The sequence below is a fragment of the Patiriisocius sp. 208BN25-11 genome (genome assembly GCF_058147145.1).
This window is the reverse complement of the sequence record NZ_JBYVJY010000003.1, coordinates 178,106-195,006: the sequence shown is the minus strand read 5'-3', so window position 1 is coordinate 195,006 and position 16,901 is coordinate 178,106. Positions and strand designations below refer to the sequence as shown.

The window sequence follows — 16,901 nt, the reverse complement described above, 5'->3', positions numbered from 1 at the left end:
TACAAATCAAACGATACTATCATTTCTTAGTTAATAGCAACTACACAAATCTGTATATTTGTGTATGGATTGCTATCACCTAGAAACCCCCATTGGAATACTAGAAATAAAAGGAGATACCACTGGGCTTGCTTCGGTAGTATTTCTTGAGGGTGCTTCGGAAATTTTAAACAACCCTATTCCGTTAGTCCTTCAAGATGTTGTAAGTCAATTACAAGAATATTTTGCTGGCAATCGAACCACATTCGATCTCATTTTAAAGCCCCAAGGAACCGAATTTCAGAAAAAAGTCTGGCAACAACTCACCACCATTCCTTTCGGAAAAACGGTATCGTATCAAAAAATGGCAAACAATTTAGGAGATCCAAAAGTAATTCGTGCTGCTGCATCTGCCAATGGGAAAAATCCTATTAGTATAATTGTACCTTGTCATAGAGTAATTGGTAGTGATGGCTCGTTAACGGGCTATGCTGGCGGACTGCATCGAAAAAAATGGTTGCTCGCACACGAAAGTCCGGTAACACAAGGAAGTTTATTTTAAACACAATAGAATGAAATACATCAAAAGATTTTTAAAAGGATTTGTTGGACTATTGGCACTACTCATTGCAATCGCCTACCTTACCGATCACGAGTATATTTTAAAAGGGGTAAAAGTTGTATATCTTACTGGACACACTACCGCCTATATCGACGACGCCGTTCACTTTGAAAACGACACCATTGCAGCGAGCTCTAAACCAACACCTTGGCCGCTTCATAAAGCATACAACACGCCCAAAGAAACCAAACGCCTCCAACAAACCCACAAGGCATTAGGTACTGTAGCGTTTCTACTCATAAAAAATGATAGTATTGTCTTCGAAAACTATGCAGAAGGATACGGCACTAGCTCTCAAACCAACTCTTTCTCCATGGCAAAAAGTGTAACAACCGCCTTGTTAGGAAAAGCAATAAAAGACGGCTATATAAGCTCTCTAGAACAACCCGTAAGAGATTTTTATCCGTCTTTTGATAATCACCAACTTACGGTAGGAGATTTGTCTTCTATGGCTTCTGGATTAAATTGGGAAGAATCTTACACCTCTCCATTTAGCATTACAGCGCGCTCTTATTACGATGATAATTTAGCAGAGACCATTCTCGGACTAGAAGTAACAGAAACTCCTGGAAAAGCGTTCAAATACCTTAGTGGGAACACCCAATTACTAGGTATGGTCATAGAAAAGGCTTCGGGGAAGAAAATTTCAGCATACCTTCAAGAATCCTTTTTTGAACCCATGGGCTTTGAACAACCTGCTCTTTGGCAAGTAGACGATGCAGAAAACAGATTGGCAAAAACCTATTGTTGTATTGGAAGTAACGCTAGAGATTTTGCACGTTTTGGGAAGCTTTTTAAAGACTTCGGAAATTTTAATGGGACACAACTCTTAGACAGCTCATTTGTAAAAAAGGCTATTGTTCCTCGCTTTGAAGAAAGTCCAGAATATGGATACGGTTTTTGGCTTAGCAATCACCTAGACAAAGAGGTCTTTGTGATGCGGGGTATTTTAGGGCAATATGTCATTACCATTCCTGAAGACGACCTCATTATTGTAAGATTTGGACACCAAAGAGGCAAAAGATTTGGAAAACCTTTTACCGATGATTTTTATGTTTATCTTGAAGAAGCGTATGCAATGTTAGACGATGCAGACTTGTAATAAAAATAGTTTTCATTCGTCATTTTGTCAAACCAACACAAAATCTCATGAAAAAAATTAGCTTCTTCGCAGCTTTTCTATTAAGCTGTTTTATTACAACCGCACAAGAAAACAAAAACTACGATTTTGAAATATTAGAAGATGATTTTGCCAAATCATGGTATACCATGGGAGATGGCGATCATGAAGTTGTTCTAGACAATACTACTGTTCAAAATGGCAAAAATGCAATAAAAATAACTTCAAAAGATGCTGGAGATTCTTTTAAAGCCATTGGATTTAATATCCCTGCGACATTTGGAGGAAAAAAAATAAAACTGACAGGATACATTAAAACCGAGGATGTAGAAAAACATGCTGGACTCTGGATGCGTATTGATCCAGGTGTAGCCTTCGACAACATGAATAGTAGACCTGTAAAAGGAACTACAGAATGGAAAAAATATGAGATAGAACTAACCCATAATGAAGAAGCTGCAGAAAAAATCGTTGTGGGGGGGCTCATCTCTGGAAGTGGTACCATGTGGATCGACAATTTAGAACTTACAATAGATGGAAAACCTATTGAAAAAGCAGCTCCAAAAAAACTCACCATTCCACAACAAGATCAAGAATTTGATGCTGGATCTAACATTTCCCTAAGCACATTAAACAACCAAGAACTTGAAAATGCCACTGTGCTCGGAAAAGTATGGGGTTTCCTAAAATACCATCACCCTGCTATTGCTTCCGGAAATTACAATTGGGATTATGAACTCTTTAGAGTGTTAACACCAATTATTTATGCAAAAAGTGCGGCAGAAAGAGATGAAAAAATCATGGCGTGGATTGCAAAATATCCTCCTGTAGAAACGTGTAAAAAGTGTAAAGAAACAGATTTGGACGCCATCTTAAGACCCGACCACCGTTGGATGAAAGAGAATAATATAGCTAGTGAATTAAGCTCTGTTCTAGAAAACATATACGCCAACAGACATCAAGGAAAACAATACTATTTAAATGTGCATCCTGGCGTGGGTAATCCAAAATTTGACCATGAGGATGCCTACAGCGACATGACCTATCCAGATAGTGGTTTTAGATTACTCGCTGCATATAGGTTATGGAACATTGTACATTACTTCTCTCCAAACAAACACATCACCGATACAGACTGGAATGATGTACTAGCAAAACACATCCCAGCTTTTATAGCTGCCAAAGATGAGTTAGCCTATGAAATTGCTGCAGTACAACTTATTGCAGAAATGAAAGATACCCATTCTAATTTATGGAGAGGAAGTGATAAATTAAGAGCTTCTAGAGGTGAAAAATATCCTCCTGTACATCTCACTTTCATAGCAGATCAATTGGTGGTTAAAGACTTTTACAATGCCGATATGGAAAACACATCGGTAGTTGCCGTTGGGGATGTCATAACACATATAAAAGGAAAGAAAGTTTCAGAAATTATTGAAGAGCAACTTCCCTATTACCCAGCCTCTAATAGACCCTCTCAATTAAGGGATTTAGCACACAACATTTTAAAATCTAATGACGATAGTGTTTCTATTAGGGTTCAAAATAAGACTGGTGTAAAAGAAGTATCTCTTCCTATGTATGATAGCAAAGACCTCAGCTTATACAATTGGTATAGAGTCCCAGAAGGCAAATCTTATAAAAAACTAGATCACAACATTGGGTATGTAACTTTGGCTAATATTACGAATGATGATCCTTCACAAATAAAAAAAGAATTTGAAAATGCATCTGGATTAATTATTGACATAAGAAACTATCCCTCTGCTTTTATGCCTTTTGCATTAGGAAGCTTTATTGCTCCAAAAAACTCAGAATTTGTAAAATTCACTACACTCAACTTAAATAACCCTGGAGAATTTACTTTTGGAAAAACATTGTCTACAGGATCTGGTGCTACACCAACATTTAAAGGCCCTGTCATTGTAATTGTAAATGAATTAAGTCAAAGTCAGGCAGAATATACTGCCATGGCTTTTAGGGCTGCTCCTAACACTAAAGTTATTGGTAGCACAACCGCTGGAGCAGATGGTAATGTATCTACCATAGCATTACCAGGAGGTATGTCTACAATGATTAGCGGTATAGGCGTATATTATCCAGATGGATCTCCTACCCAACGTATTGGTATCGTTCCAGATATTGAGGTAAAACCAACTGTAAAAGGTATACGAGAAGGTAGAGATGAGTTATTAGAAAAAGCAATAGCACTTATTTTAAACTCACAATTAACGCCTATCAAAAAATAATGTTGTAGTTTTAGGTGCGACTCCCCGTCTATTTCAATCATGATAAAACGTTTACAACTAGAGCATATCCTTTTCTTGGATATTGAAACCGTACCTCAACACAAAGAATACAAAACGCTAGATGAAACCACAAAGCTACTTTGGGAGGCTAAAACAAAATACCAACGTAAAGAAGATTTTACTCCAGAAGAATTCTATGACCGTGCAGGAATTTGGGCCGAATTTGGCAAAATAGTCTGTATTTCTGTAGGGTATTTTAAGATGAAAGGCGATATCAGAAACTTTCGTGTTACCAGCTTTCATGGTGAAGAAATTGATATTCTAATAGGCTTTAAGAACTTGCTTGAAACTCATTTCAACAGACCTCATCATCTTTTGTGCGCGCATAACGGAAAAGAATTTGACTTTCCATACATGGCACGCCGAATGGTGATTCATGGGATTGATTTACCGTTTAAGCTAAATTTATTTGGTAAAAAACCATGGGAAGTACCTCATATTGATACTCTTGAACTCTGGAAATTTGGTGACTATAAAACATTTACCTCACTCAAATTAATGGCGCATGTCTTAGGAATTCCATCGCCCAAAGATGATATTGATGGAAGTGAGGTAAGAGACGTATTCTATGAAGAAGAAAACATTGATCGCATTATTACCTATTGCGAAAAAGACACCATTACAGTGGCTCAAATATTTCTAAAACTTCGAAATGAAGAACCATTAGTGGAAGATGAAATTCTTTCTGTATAAGAAAAGCCCGACTCTTATTGAATCGGGCTTTTGTTTTTGGAATCTAATATTTCCGAAGGTATTCTTATTCTTTTACAAAACGTTCTGTAAACAATTGTTCACCAGCATTCACTTGTAAAATATAGACACCACTGGGTAACATTGAAACATCAATAGTTGCGCTGAAATTTCCTTCTAAAACTACTTGTCCTGTAATTGCAAATACAGTATATCCTGTAGCATTAACACCTGTAAGACCAATGTTTAATGCAGTTTCTGCTGGGTTAGGATAGATCGTAAAAGCATTTTGTAACGGAGGACTATCATTTCCTAAAGTATCAGATTGCGTGCTGTTGCTTTGTGTACCACACGGACCTAAATTTGTCCAGCCTGTTGCTGTACGTTCAAATAAATTTCCATTATAAGTTACTCTATCACCAGGCACATATGTTGTTCCGCTATTCCAAGGAGCAACACCTGCGCAAGGGTCTAAGTTGACTGAGGTTGTAACTCTAAAATTATCTACAGCAATATCTGCTTGCCAAGTACTACCCGTAAGTCTATTTAAACGTAACTGAACACTTGCTCCAGCATACGCAGAAAGATCTACATTTTCTTCTTCCCAGCTGTTTCCTTGGTTTCCAGTTTTGGTCCAAATGGTATTCCAAGTTGCCCCATTATCAGCACTTGCTTGTAGAGTAATACTACCCATATCTGCAGCTCCATACATGTGATAATTAAAGATAGCATAAGCTTGTGTTTCTCCACTTAAATCAAAACATGGAGAATTTAGAATGGCTCTCTTATTTGGATATCCTACGTTGTTTCCAGAAGCTTCTACATACATATACCATGTTCCATTAACTGCACCACTAGGACCTGTATTACTTGAAGGAGTACCTGCTGAGTCACTTGTCCAGTCAATATCATCTCCAGAGCTTGTGTTAGACCATGCACCTAATCCGCTCTCAAAGCTTTCACCATAAGGTAAGGCCGAAATACCTCCTGTACATCCTCCTGTGGCACCTCCTGTGGTAGTAATGGTTCTTGTATTACTGTATCCAGAAACATTCCCTGCTGCATCTTTTGCACGAACTCTAAAAGAATAGGTGGTTGCTTCGGTTAAACCAGTAACGTTTGCTGAGGTTCCTGTTACAGTTCCTAGAACTGTTGTTCCCTGGTATACATCATACCCAGTAACTGCAACATTATCATTTGAAGCTGTCCAATTTAAAGTAACGGTAGTATCTCCAATATTTGAAGCCGTTAAATTGGTTGGATTCGTAGGTGCTTGTGTGTCTGCAGAAGCAGCTGTTAAATTCACTGTATAATCTTCAACTTCTCCATACGTAAAAGTCTCACAAGATGTTGGAATGCCATTATATTTCATAGAAACACGCATTCTAGTGGCTCCTATTGTAGTTCCAGATGGTACTGTAAATGTTCCGCTATTTGGCGTGTCGGTAGAAGCAGCTTTAGACCAAACCAATTCTCCTCCATCTAAAAAGTCTCCATCTTTATTATAATCTATCCAAACCGCATATCCTTCGGCATATACCGTTCCTGTCCAAGTAGGTGTTACTGTTATTGTATACCCTGTACCTTGTTCAAGTGTTGTAGAAATACTAGTAAAATCTGAATAAAACTGAGCGCCACTAGGGTTATTAATGGTGTTTAATTGTACTCTAGAAATGTATTCGTCATTGGTGTTACTACTTGCAGAATCACAATAAGTAATTCCTTGTACGGCAGTAGTTACATTTACTGTATTACTATATCCAGAAACGTTCCCTGCTGCATCTTTTGCTCTTACTCTAAACGAGTATGCAGTTGAAGCCGATAATCCTGTTACCGTATGATTGGTTCCACTAACAGTGGCAACAACAGTACTTCCTTGATAGACATCATACCCTGTTACGCCAACATTATCTGTTGCTACATTCCAGTTAAGCACTACCGAACTACTCGTAACTCCAGAAGCTGCTAAAGAAGTTGGTGTAGATGGAGCTTCTGTATCTGCTACAGAAGAACCTAAACCGGTTACCACTAAACTAAATGCCTGACTTCCGCTGCTTAAAGATCCTTTATGGGTTACAGTTACTGTATACGTTCCTGAGGCATTGGCAACATCAACACGCTCATAATTATCTTTTGTATTATCGCCTTTTCCGTTGGTAGTGACACCCGTCAATCTCCATGGGCTATAACTCGCACCACTTTTTGTAACACGGACATCTAAATCGTTCACTAAAGAAGGTGTTGAAGAGTTTGTGCCATTGTTAACAGCTCCTGCAACATCGGTCCAAGAAATAGAAGCTAGTAAATCATTCACTCCATCAGAAGTTACTTGAACGCTGTAGGTTTGTCCAGAACTTAGCACCACCTCTTCTATCTTAGAAGCTCCTCCATTATTCGATATTGCCTCAGCTGCACGTTTTGCATTTAATAAACCCCAACCATATACTGCATCTGGTCCGTTAGGCCCTGCGTCGTCTGCTGTATGTAAGGCAATTCCCTTTAAGGTAGCAGAACGCATAAAGTTTCCATTTAAATTGTTATAGTGTTCTTGTAATAACAACAAGGAACCGGAAACATTTGGAGATGCCATAGACGTTCCTGTGATACTATTGTAAGCTGTGTTGCTATTGTGGTAAGTTGAATACACGCCTGTTCCATTTCCTGTAATATCAGGTTTGATACGGTAATCGTCTGTTGGTCCTTCACTACTAGAGCTGTTAATAGAAACACTTATTAAATCACCATTGTTAGCAACATTAGCATCTTGTGCATTGGCAACCACTAAATTATTTTTTGAAGTAGCATGTCCAGTCAATTTATCATATGAAGAGTTTCCCGCTAATGGATTTCCATTATACGAATTTTGATTCCCATCATTCCCGGCAGCAACCACCATTAAATAATACGGAGCATTGTACATTACATTATCCCAATCTCTTGAATCTTGAATGTAAGCCCCAAAATATTGATCTGGAACTAAATCACTTCTATATCCATAACTGTGATTTGAAACTAGCATTCCATTTGCTGCTTCTGTAGTTGCTTCAGAAACATCATTGTTCCACATAGCACCGCGTACTTTAGAACGAGGAGCCATTCCTTTTGCAGCTGCAGTTACACCAGAGGCTGTGATGGTTCCTGTTACGTGAGCGGCGTGAAAGTTAAGTTGTGTACCTCCCTCTGAAGCAGCATCAATAATAGTAACTCTATTACTACCACCAGCACCATCGTATTCTTGATGTGATACACGAGCGTGACCACCATCCCATACATTGGCAGTCATATCTTGACCATCGAGGTCTAAGCCTAAGCTTCCTCCTATATTAAGATGATTTGTTCTTGTAGATCTTGCAGCAGCTACATTAAAAGTTCTGTAATAAATTGGACTGCCATCGTCGGCAAAGCGTTGTAATTCTGCAACACCTCCATCATCTAAAGTGAATCGAACAGGAATGTTTTGAGAAAGTGCTAGCTGCACTGCTTCCTGTTTTTCGATTTGATAGCGCTCACTAAATGTTTCTGCTAGTGTGTTTAATGCTGAAATATTAGAATTACTCCTAATGACTTGGCGCTCTGCTTGATTTTGAGCAGACAGCGATCCTACGATAAGAAATAGCGCCGAAAGTAATGTTACATAAAATTGAGTAGTGTTTTGTTTCATTTTACTTTTTGTTAGAGGTTAATTAATGTTGGTTTATTTAAACCGATGAAAACCAATATGATTTTCAAAAAAAATGTCATGAAGAACAGTGTTTTTACACATTGCTTTTCATGACAGGTTTACTGTATGAATATTTCCACTATAAAATGATACTATAGTGCTGGATATGGTATTTAGAAGCGGTGGTTGCTTCACATTTCTTTTTTCATCTCTACTGTATTGTGGTTTAGAAATAGATTTAGAGAACAACCAAAAAACTAATGATTTATTAGTTTTTTTCATAATTACTATGTTTTTTATTGCGATTAGTGATTATTTTTAATTTTATGATAGCGAATTAACAAAAAAATTACGAATATTCTATTCTGTTTTTGACGCTATTTTATGTTTTTATTAACAATCTTTTTCGTACAGCGGGATTCCGTTGTTATTTTTAAGTGTAAAAACTCCATTTGAATACGTAACTTTTCACAGCTCATCTTATACCAATAAACCAGCAACATATTGATCGACAGTTATGTATATAAAAAAGCCCGATTCTTAATGAATCGGGCTTTAATTTTGATATCTAATATTTCCGAAGAAATAAAAGCGCTACTTATTCTTTAATGAAACGTTTTACAAAAGTTTCAGTTTCTGTAGCCACCTCAATTAAGTACATTCCTGCTTGCAATGAAGCAACATCTACTGTATTTGTATACGCTCCTTGAGCTACAACTTGTCCTGTAATTGTGTATACTTTATATGAAGTTCCAGCACTTAACATATCTACATTTAGTACGTTTCCGCTTACTGGGTTTGGATAAATAGACAGTGCATTTTCAGATACTGAAATACCTTCTCTTGCTCCACTTCCAATGACTACGGTATAATCTTCTACTTCACCATATTGGAATGACTCACAAGCAGTTGGCACACCATTGTACTTCATAGATACACGCATACGTGTTGGTCCAGCAGAAGCTCCAGAAGGTACAGAGAATGTACCCGATACTGGTGTTGCTTGTGTAGGATTTCTTGTAAACACAGTTTCACCTGCATCACCAAAGTCTCCATCTCTGTTCCAATCTACAAATACTGCATACCCCTCATTGTATAAGGTTCCTGTCCACTCTGGTGTAATAGTAATGGTATTACTAGCTCCTAGGTTAGTAGATAAGTTAGTAAAGTCTCCATATCCTCCAGAAGAAGCACCTGTAGCATTGTTAATGCTTCCTATTTGAACACGCTGAATGAACTCATCATTTGTGTTATTTCCATTAGAACCACAGTATCCTGTTGGAGGTGTTGGGTCTCCTCCACCTGTTGAAGCAGAAATAGTAATATTGTCAATTGCAATATCTGCTTGCCACGTTGAACCGGTAAGTCTGTTAAAACGAAGTCTCATATCACCACCGGCATAGGTACTTAAGTCTACAGTAGCTTCAAGCCAGCTATTTCCTTGATTACCTGTTTCACTCCAAACTGTTGCCCATGAAGATCCATCTGTACTTGCTTCAAGAGCAATAGACCCCATATCGGCAGCACCATACATATGATAGTTAAATGTCATAGATGCAGAAGTTTCACCGTTTAGATCAAAACATGGTGAATTGATAATGGCACGTTTGTTTGGATACCCAGTACCGTTTCCAGAAGCTTCTACATAAATATATCCACTTCCTGCTACAGCACTAGAAGGACCTGTACTACCAGATGGAGTAGATCCTGTTCTACGCTCCCAGTCTATATCATCTCCTGAAGTTGCATTTGTCCAATCTCCTAAAGCACTTTCAAAACTTTGTGCGTAAGGTGCTGTAACGGCACTTGTACAAGAAGTACCACCGCCACCACCGGTAGAAGTTGAAAGACTAATATTATCTAATGCAATATCTGCTTGCCACGTTGAACCCGTTGTTCTGTTAAAACGTAACTGTAAGTTTCCACCAGCATAAGAGGCTAAATTAATGCTTTCATCATTCCAAATATCACCTTGATTTCCTGTTTGTGAGAATACTGTAGTCCAGTTAGCTCCATCAGAACTAGCTTCAACAAGGATTGTTCCCATATCTGCAGCTCCAAACATGTGGTAGCTAAAATCAAAAGTTGCAACGGTTGCTGCACTTAAATCAAAACAAGGTGAGCTTAAAATTGCTTGCTTGTTAGGATACCCTGTTCCATTTCCAGAAGCTTCTACATAAACATATGCAGATCCAGCAGCACCACTAGATGGTCCTGTGTTTCCAGATGGAGTAGTTCCTGTTCTACGCTCCCAATTGATGTCGTCATCTGTGTTGTTTGTCCAAGCACCTAAGTTAGATTCGAAACTCTCTCCGTAAGGGAAATTGCTAATGGTTGATGCACAAGCTGTCTGACAAGGCGCACATGATGATCCACCACAGTCTACACCTGTTTCGTCTCCATTCTGAACACCATCGTTACAGGTTGGTGTTGGAACAGCGCCACACTTACTAGATAAAGCAAGTACTCTTCTTGAACCTCCTGGTAATAGTTGTGCGCGCATTCTGTCTACCTGACCTTGTGAAAATAAATTCATACAAGAATCATCACTGTAATCCATATAGTTTTGTACCATGTCTACAGATCCACAAGAAACATGACCAATGTTACATCCACCGTTTGAAGCATCAGACTCTGGAGTATCACTTACAAAATCATCGGCACCACATGGACCATCTCCCCAAATATGACGTAAGTTTAAGTAGTGACCTACTTCATGCGTCGTTGTTCTTCCTAAATCGAAAGGAGCAGATACTGCACCTACTCTACCAAAATAGTTATGACCCATTACAACACCATCTGTATCTGCTGGTCCACCAGGAAACTGTGCAAAACCTAAAAGGCCTTGTCCATTACTTCTAATTAGTTGAGGTACTGTCCACATGTTTAAATACTCAGAAGTATCCCAAGGACTAATTCCGCCTTGAGCATCTTTCTTCATGTTATTAGTACTTTGTACCCATTGTACTTGGGTAGAGGCTCTTCTTCTAATTCCTGTTGTAGCGTTTCCATTTGGATCAATGGTTGCCAAACAAAACTCTATTTGGGAATCAGCAGCTTGAGACCAAACATTGTCTGCATCTGCATTGGTTCTTCTAAAATCTTCATTTAATACATCTAATTGCGACTGTATTTGTGCAAGACTAATATTAGAAGCGTCATTGTTGTGAATTACGTTAACTACAACAGGGATTGTAATAATGTCACCATTAACAGATCTATTTTGTTCAATAGCAGCAACCATTAATTGCGTATTGTTTTCAATTTGCTGCATACGTAGTTCCAAGGTAGGATCTAATTGTAGGTTTCGTTCTAGGTCATCCATAACAGCACAAGATCTTTCTTGAGCTTGCATGGTTACAGACCCCATAAAAACTAGGGCTAGTAGGGTAAAAATTCTTTTCATTTAAAGGAGATTTTTGAGTTAGTACTAAAGTTTTTGTTAAAATCCTGAGCAATTAACAAAATTAAATGCAATAAATCAACAGAAAATCGTTAAAAATTAAGAAAAATTAACATTATTTTTCCTACAAATAACTGACCGTGAGGCTAATGTGTTGTGATTGTTGATTTTGCAAGGTATTTAAGTACCTTTGAATAAAATGGCCTCGAAAAAAATACTTGACATATCAGATTTCACCATTTCTTTTGGAAAAAAGAATGTTGCCAAACCCGTAATTCATGGCATTGATTTTTCACTATATGAAAATGAAATTCTAGGCATTGTAGGAGAATCTGGTAGTGGCAAATCTGTTACCTCAAAAGCTATTATGGGCTTACTTCCTAAAAAAAATACCCATATTGATGGCAGCATTACATTTGAAGACAAATCATTACTTTCTCTAAGACCTAAAGAACTTTCTAGCGTTAGAGGAAATGAGATCGCCATGATTTTTCAAGAACCTATGAGTGCTTTAAACCCTTCTCTAACCTGTGGTTTTCAGGTTGCTGAAATTTTAACGGTTCACCATGCTTTTAAAATTTCCGAAGTAAAAAAAGAAGTCATTCAACTTTTTGAAAAAGTAAAACTCCCGAGACCTCATGAAATTTTTACAAGCTATCCGCACCAAATAAGCGGCGGACAAATGCAACGTGTCATGATTGCTATGGCCATTGCTTGTAAGCCAAAAATTTTAATTGCCGACGAACCTACTACTGCACTTGATGTTACGGTGCAAAAAGAGATTTTAGAACTACTCAAGAACCTCCAAAAAGAAACAGGAATGAGTATGTTATTTATCTCTCATGACCTAGGCTTGGTATCTGAAATTGCAGACAGAGTTTTGGTAATGTACCAAGGCAATATTGTAGAAGAAGGATCGGTGACAGACATCTTTAAAAACCCAAAAGAGCACTACACTAAAGCCTTACTCGCTTCCAGACCCACATTAGGGATTCGCTACAAAACCCTACCTACCATTGCATCCATTGCCGATGAAAGTTTTACTAAAGAAATCATCACTTCACAAGAACGAGCGCAAAACCACCAAAAAATATATACCAAGACACCTTTGCTTCAAGTTCAAAATGTGGAAAAATCATATATCTCCAAGATGGGGCTGTTTGGGAAAAAACAAGAGGTAAAAGCCGTAAACAATGTGAGTTTTGAAGTCTTTGAAGGAGAAACACTAGGGTTGGTAGGCGAATCTGGTTGTGGAAAATCTACCCTTGGAAAAGTAATTCTCCAACTAGAAAAGGCTACCAAAGGAACCATTCTATATCGAGGAAAAGACATTACTTGTCTTCAACGTAAGGAGCTTAGAGTGCTCCGAAAAGAAATCCAACTTATTTTTCAAGATCCTTATTCTTCGCTGCACCCACGAAAAATTATTGGTGAAGCCCTCGTAGAACCTATGGAGGTGCACAATATTGGAAATTCAAAAAAAGAAAGAAAGGACAAGGCAATTTCATTGCTAGAGCGTGTTGGCCTTGATGCTAGCTATTTTCATCGATATCCGCATGAACTTTCTGGTGGGCAACGACAACGCATCGGAATTGCTCGAACCATTGCTATGGAGCCCAAACTGGTAATTTGTGATGAAAGTGTATCGGCACTAGATATTTCGGTGCAAGCACAAGTGCTCAACTTATTAAATGAGCTCAAAGACGATTTCGAATTTACCTACATCTTTATTTCTCACGATCTTGCTGTGGTAAAATACATGGCAGACCAATTGTTAGTCATGAACGCCGGAGCTATTGAAGAATTAGGAGATGCAGACGAAATTTATGCCAACCCAGTAAAAGAATACACCAAAAGACTTATTGATGCGATTCCTAAGGGGATATAACTAAAAGCTACAAAGTTGCAAAGAAGCAGAGAGGCAAAGTTCAAGAAGTATTCTATTTGTAATTTCTGAGATGCTATCATGAGCTTGTTTGTGAGATTCCTCTATAAATTGTCTTTTAGAGCCGTTAAGCATCTATATTTTTTCTTCTGTACATGAGGTATCCTTTTTGGACGTGAGCTTGTTGTGAGATTCCTGCCTGCGCAGGAATAAAAAAGCCCGTTCAAACCTCACAATGAACGGGCTGTACCTTATCTGTATCGTAGTCAGATTCGGGGGTAATTATCTTTTTTAACTCAATTCAATAAAAAAACTTTCTTTGCAATGAAGAAAACGTTCTTTACTAACGTAACGGTTTCTTTTGTACTCTGTAATACCTTTTGCATAGTAGGTTATTCATTTTCTTTGGGATTGTAAACATACATAAGAGAAAAAGAATTAAACGATTAAAAACATTTATTTTCGATGAAATACACAAAATTTTAACATTTTACGACCTGCTTTATGTGTATTTAATCGATTAAATGCTGTTTTTACTGAATATTTCGGCGTGAGAAAATTCAACACTGTTAAATAATAGAAATTATCCCTTTTTTAGAGGTTTGGTAGAAAGTACGTGTTGTGTTGCGTAGTAGTTACGACCATAGTTAGAGCGTTTATCTTCTCCTAGGCGTTTTGCAACTTGGTTGGTCATTTTAATAACAAAGGCTTCTTCTGCATTGGGGAAAGAAAGATCTCTCCCATCATAATCAATTTTTTGTCCGCGATGCGAGTGATCTCTTTTTCGATCTAGGTAATCATCGGTTTCATACAATTCGTTATAGCAGTGTATAAGCTCATGAGAAAACAAGGCTACTGCCGAATTGGTGCCTTTATTTCTTCGAAACCAGCGCTTTTTATGATTCTTTCTAAATACAGCCCCATGGGTATCTTGAAACATCACGGTATTAGCGCTCGGACTATACGCGTTTCTATTTCCATGAATGATGGTTATATTATTCGCGGTATCGGCTACCAAAACATCGATAATATCGACACGTTTGGTAACACCATCATCTTCATAGGTTATTGTAAGCGCACTTGTTTTGTATAAATAATCGATGGCTATGAGTGTGTTTCTTAGAAATCGATCGTCAATAGTAGTGTAATCCCTATCGGGGACATAGTGGTATTCGGTATAGGTATTTTTAAGAGACCTTATGCGCATTAGAAGATCATTTCTGGAATATCTCCTTCAATAATAAGATCACCTTCGGTAGCTTCTTGTATTTCTGAAATGCTAACACCCGGAGCTCTTTCCAGTAATTTAAACTTCCCGTTTACAATTTCTAAAACGGCGAGGTTACTGACAATCTTCTTTACGCAATTCACACCCGTTAAAGGCAAGCTACATTGTTTTAATAATTTAGACTGTCCAGCTCTGTTAGTATGCATCATCGCTACAATGATATTGTCTGCACTAGCCACTAAGTCCATTGCGCCGCCCATTCCTTTTACCATCTTACCTGGAATTTTCCAATTGGCGATATCTCCATTTTGAGCTACCTCCATGGCGCCTAAAATAGTAAGATCTACATGTTGCCCACGAATCATAGAAAAACTCGTAGCGCTGTCGAAATACGAGGCTCCTTTAAGGGCGGTAATGGTTTGCTTTCCGGCATTGATAAGATCGGCATCTTCTTCGCCTTCAAAAGGGAAAGGCCCCATACCCAAAATACCATTCTCACTCTGGAATTCAACTTCTATATCGTCTCGCACAAAATTGGCTACCAAAGTCGGAATCCCGATACCAAGGTTTACATAATATCCGTCTTGCACCTCTTGGGCAATGCGTTGTGCTATTTGTTTTTTATCTAACATACTTTCTGATGTGACAATTTAAAAAATTAACAGTCAAATTTAGGTCTAGACTACATTCGACCTTACAAAAATCTATCTTCTTCTTATCCTATATTTGTTAAATAGGTTAGCAGATTTATATTCATATAACCAAGCGAACATTGGTAAAGTAAACGTTACTGTTGCTATTAAACCTACATAAAAAAGTAAAAATGAAGTTAACAAGGCACTTGCTATTATTGCTAAGTAGATCATTTTCATGTCTACAACAGCTTTAATTTTATTAACGTGTTTGTTTTCAATTTTACCACATTTCATACAATTTACCTTTACCTCATCACCCATTGCTTCTTGCAAAAGGCCCCTATCTGTAAACTTTGGTTTAAAATTATTTGTCTCTTTACAGCTTCCTCAATTAAATGTAAGCTTCATATCATTTCTGTCTCACCGTTCTTTGTTCAATGCGCTTTTCGTATTTCTCACCTTGGAAAATGCGTTGTACAAAAATACCAGGAATATGAATCTCATTTGGATCTAACTCCCCGGCAGGTACTAGTTCTTCTACCTCAGCCACAGTGATTTTTCCTGCGCCGCACATGTTTGGGTTGAAATTTCTTGCAGTTCCTTTAAAAATTAGGTTTCCTGCAGTATCGCCCTTCCAAGCTTTTACAAAAGAAAAATCGGCATCAAAGGCATGTTCTAGCAAATGCATCTTACCATTAAATTCTCTAGATTCTTTGCCTTCTCCTACTTCGGTACCATAGCCTGCAGGCGTAAAAAAAGCAGGAACTCCACTTTGTGCCGCCAAGCATCTTTGTGCTAGGGTTCCTTGTGGTATGAGCTCTACTTCTAATTCTCCACTTAACATCTGGCGTTCAAACTCTGCATTTTCTCCTACATACGAAGAAATCATTTTCTTGATTTGACGCTTTTGCAATAATAAACCCAATCCAAAATCATCTACCCCAGCGTTATTAGAAATACAGGTCACATTCTTTACATCAAGACGCACGAGTTCTGCAATCGCATTTTCTGGAATGCCACACAGGCCAAAACCTCCTAACATAAAGGTCATACCATCTGCCACTCCTTTACAAGCCTCTTGAACGTTTGCAACTGTTTTGTTAATCATTTGTTTTTATTTTTCTATAAAAATAGGGAAAAGTAGGGAGTGGGGGCTTAGAGGTTGGAATTTTTTTAGTCGATATGTTGAGGAGTTTAAGTGTTTATCCTCTCTTTTTCATCTTCAAGTTCGTCCCGATAGCTATCGGGATCGATTTCGAAAAACATCCCCCTAGCCCCCTTCAAAGGGGGAATTATCAGTTAGTGGCAATAATCTTAGCAAAAACTATTCTCCTCCCTAATTTTTGGGACTAAAGAGTGGTTTTTTCTT

The 16,901-nt window shown here is 38.0% G+C and carries 12 protein-coding genes; 5 read left to right on the top strand and 7 right to left on the bottom strand.

All coding sequences use genetic code 11. From position 1 onward, the window contains the following. Nucleotides 1–64: 64 nt before the first annotated feature. Genes ACY2RS_RS05800 through ACY2RS_RS05785 form a run of 4 tightly spaced genes read left to right on the top strand, consistent with a single transcriptional unit; the run spans nucleotide 65 to nucleotide 4,723 of the window. Complete coding sequence (locus ACY2RS_RS05800) at nucleotides 65–541, top strand: methylated-DNA--[protein]-cysteine S-methyltransferase (protein WP_490097678.1); 477 nt, start codon at nucleotides 65–67, stop codon at nucleotides 539–541. A 10-nt stretch (nucleotides 542–551) separates the two neighbouring features. Further along, nucleotides 552–1,703, top strand: a complete 1,152-nt coding sequence (locus ACY2RS_RS05795) for a serine hydrolase domain-containing protein (protein ID WP_490097677.1) — start codon at nucleotides 552–554, stop codon at nucleotides 1,701–1,703. 47 nt (nucleotides 1,704–1,750) lie between these two features. Further along, on the top strand, nucleotides 1,751–3,970 hold the full coding sequence (locus ACY2RS_RS05790) for a S41 family peptidase (protein ID WP_490097676.1): 2,220 nt from the start codon (nucleotides 1,751–1,753) through the stop codon (nucleotides 3,968–3,970). A gap of 39 nt (nucleotides 3,971–4,009) precedes the next feature. Beyond that, nucleotides 4,010–4,723 carry a 3'-5' exonuclease gene (locus tag ACY2RS_RS05785; protein ID WP_490097675.1) on the top strand — a complete coding sequence of 238 codons (714 nt, stop codon included), beginning with the start codon at nucleotides 4,010–4,012 and terminating at the stop codon, nucleotides 4,721–4,723. Between the two features lie 64 nt (nucleotides 4,724–4,787). Here ACY2RS_RS05785 and ACY2RS_RS05780 read toward each other — a convergent pair whose 3' ends face one another. From ACY2RS_RS05780 to ACY2RS_RS05770, 3 genes are all read right to left on the bottom strand, one after another. After that, nucleotides 4,788–8,381: a S8 family serine peptidase gene (locus ACY2RS_RS05780; protein ID WP_490097674.1), complete on the bottom strand. Its 3,594-nt coding sequence runs from the start codon at nucleotides 8,379–8,381 to the stop codon at nucleotides 4,788–4,790. Between the two features lie 108 nt (nucleotides 8,382–8,489). Continuing rightward, entirely contained in the window at nucleotides 8,490–8,663 is a 174-nt protein-coding gene (locus ACY2RS_RS05775; RefSeq protein WP_490097673.1) for a hypothetical protein, read from the bottom strand. A gap of 316 nt (nucleotides 8,664–8,979) precedes the next feature. Beyond that, complete coding sequence (locus ACY2RS_RS05770) at nucleotides 8,980–11,787, bottom strand: GEVED domain-containing protein (protein WP_490097672.1); 2,808 nt, start codon at nucleotides 11,785–11,787, stop codon at nucleotides 8,980–8,982. Nucleotides 11,788–11,983: 196 nt separating this feature from the next. Between ACY2RS_RS05770 and ACY2RS_RS05765 the strand changes: the two genes are divergently transcribed. Beyond that, nucleotides 11,984–13,672: an ABC transporter ATP-binding protein gene (locus ACY2RS_RS05765; RefSeq protein WP_490097671.1), complete on the top strand. Its 1,689-nt coding sequence runs from the start codon at nucleotides 11,984–11,986 to the stop codon at nucleotides 13,670–13,672. Between the two features lie 580 nt (nucleotides 13,673–14,252). Here the strand turns inward: ACY2RS_RS05765 and ACY2RS_RS05760 are convergent. The 4 genes from ACY2RS_RS05760 to ACY2RS_RS05745 all read right to left on the bottom strand — a co-directional run bounded on the left by ACY2RS_RS05760 (nucleotide 14,253) and on the right by ACY2RS_RS05745 (nucleotide 16,640). Continuing rightward, nucleotides 14,253–14,876: a hypothetical protein gene (locus tag ACY2RS_RS05760; protein WP_490097670.1), complete on the bottom strand. Its 624-nt coding sequence runs from the start codon at nucleotides 14,874–14,876 to the stop codon at nucleotides 14,253–14,255. Continuing rightward, on the bottom strand, nucleotides 14,876–15,529 hold the full coding sequence (locus ACY2RS_RS05755) for a CoA transferase subunit B (RefSeq protein ID WP_490097669.1): 654 nt from the start codon (nucleotides 15,527–15,529) through the stop codon (nucleotides 14,876–14,878). Before ACY2RS_RS05755 ends, ACY2RS_RS05760 begins: the two co-directional genes overlap by 1 nt. A gap of 72 nt (nucleotides 15,530–15,601) precedes the next feature. Beyond that, a complete protein-coding gene (locus ACY2RS_RS05750) occupies nucleotides 15,602–15,865 on the bottom strand; it encodes a hypothetical protein (RefSeq protein WP_490097668.1) in 264 nt (87 codons plus the stop codon). 76 nt (nucleotides 15,866–15,941) lie between these two features. Next, nucleotides 15,942–16,640 (bottom strand): CoA transferase subunit A, encoded by a 699-nt coding sequence (locus ACY2RS_RS05745; RefSeq protein WP_490097667.1) that lies wholly within the window; start codon nucleotides 16,638–16,640, stop codon nucleotides 15,942–15,944. Nucleotides 16,641–16,901: the final 261 nt, after the last annotated feature.

Coding starts and splice junctions, on each gene's coding strand:
- ACY2RS_RS05800 (WP_490097678.1), top strand. CDS start 65: ATGGATTGCTATCACCTAGAAACCCCCATTGGAATACTAGAAATAAAA.
- ACY2RS_RS05795 (WP_490097677.1), top strand. CDS start 552: ATGAAATACATCAAAAGATTTTTAAAAGGATTTGTTGGACTATTGGCA.
- ACY2RS_RS05790 (WP_490097676.1), top strand. CDS start 1,751: ATGAAAAAAATTAGCTTCTTCGCAGCTTTTCTATTAAGCTGTTTTATT.
- ACY2RS_RS05785 (WP_490097675.1), top strand. CDS start 4,010: ATGATAAAACGTTTACAACTAGAGCATATCCTTTTCTTGGATATTGAA.
- ACY2RS_RS05780 (WP_490097674.1), bottom strand. CDS start 8,381: ATGAAACAAAACACTACTCAATTTTATGTAACATTACTTTCGGCGCTA.
- ACY2RS_RS05775 (WP_490097673.1), bottom strand. CDS start 8,663: ATGAAAAAAACTAATAAATCATTAGTTTTTTGGTTGTTCTCTAAATCT.
- ACY2RS_RS05770 (WP_490097672.1), bottom strand. CDS start 11,787: ATGAAAAGAATTTTTACCCTACTAGCCCTAGTTTTTATGGGGTCTGTA.
- ACY2RS_RS05765 (WP_490097671.1), top strand. CDS start 11,984: ATGGCCTCGAAAAAAATACTTGACATATCAGATTTCACCATTTCTTTT.
- ACY2RS_RS05760 (WP_490097670.1), bottom strand. CDS start 14,876: ATGCGCATAAGGTCTCTTAAAAATACCTATACCGAATACCACTATGTC.
- ACY2RS_RS05755 (WP_490097669.1), bottom strand. CDS start 15,529: ATGTTAGATAAAAAACAAATAGCACAACGCATTGCCCAAGAGGTGCAA.
- ACY2RS_RS05745 (WP_490097667.1), bottom strand. CDS start 16,640: ATGATTAACAAAACAGTTGCAAACGTTCAAGAGGCTTGTAAAGGAGTG.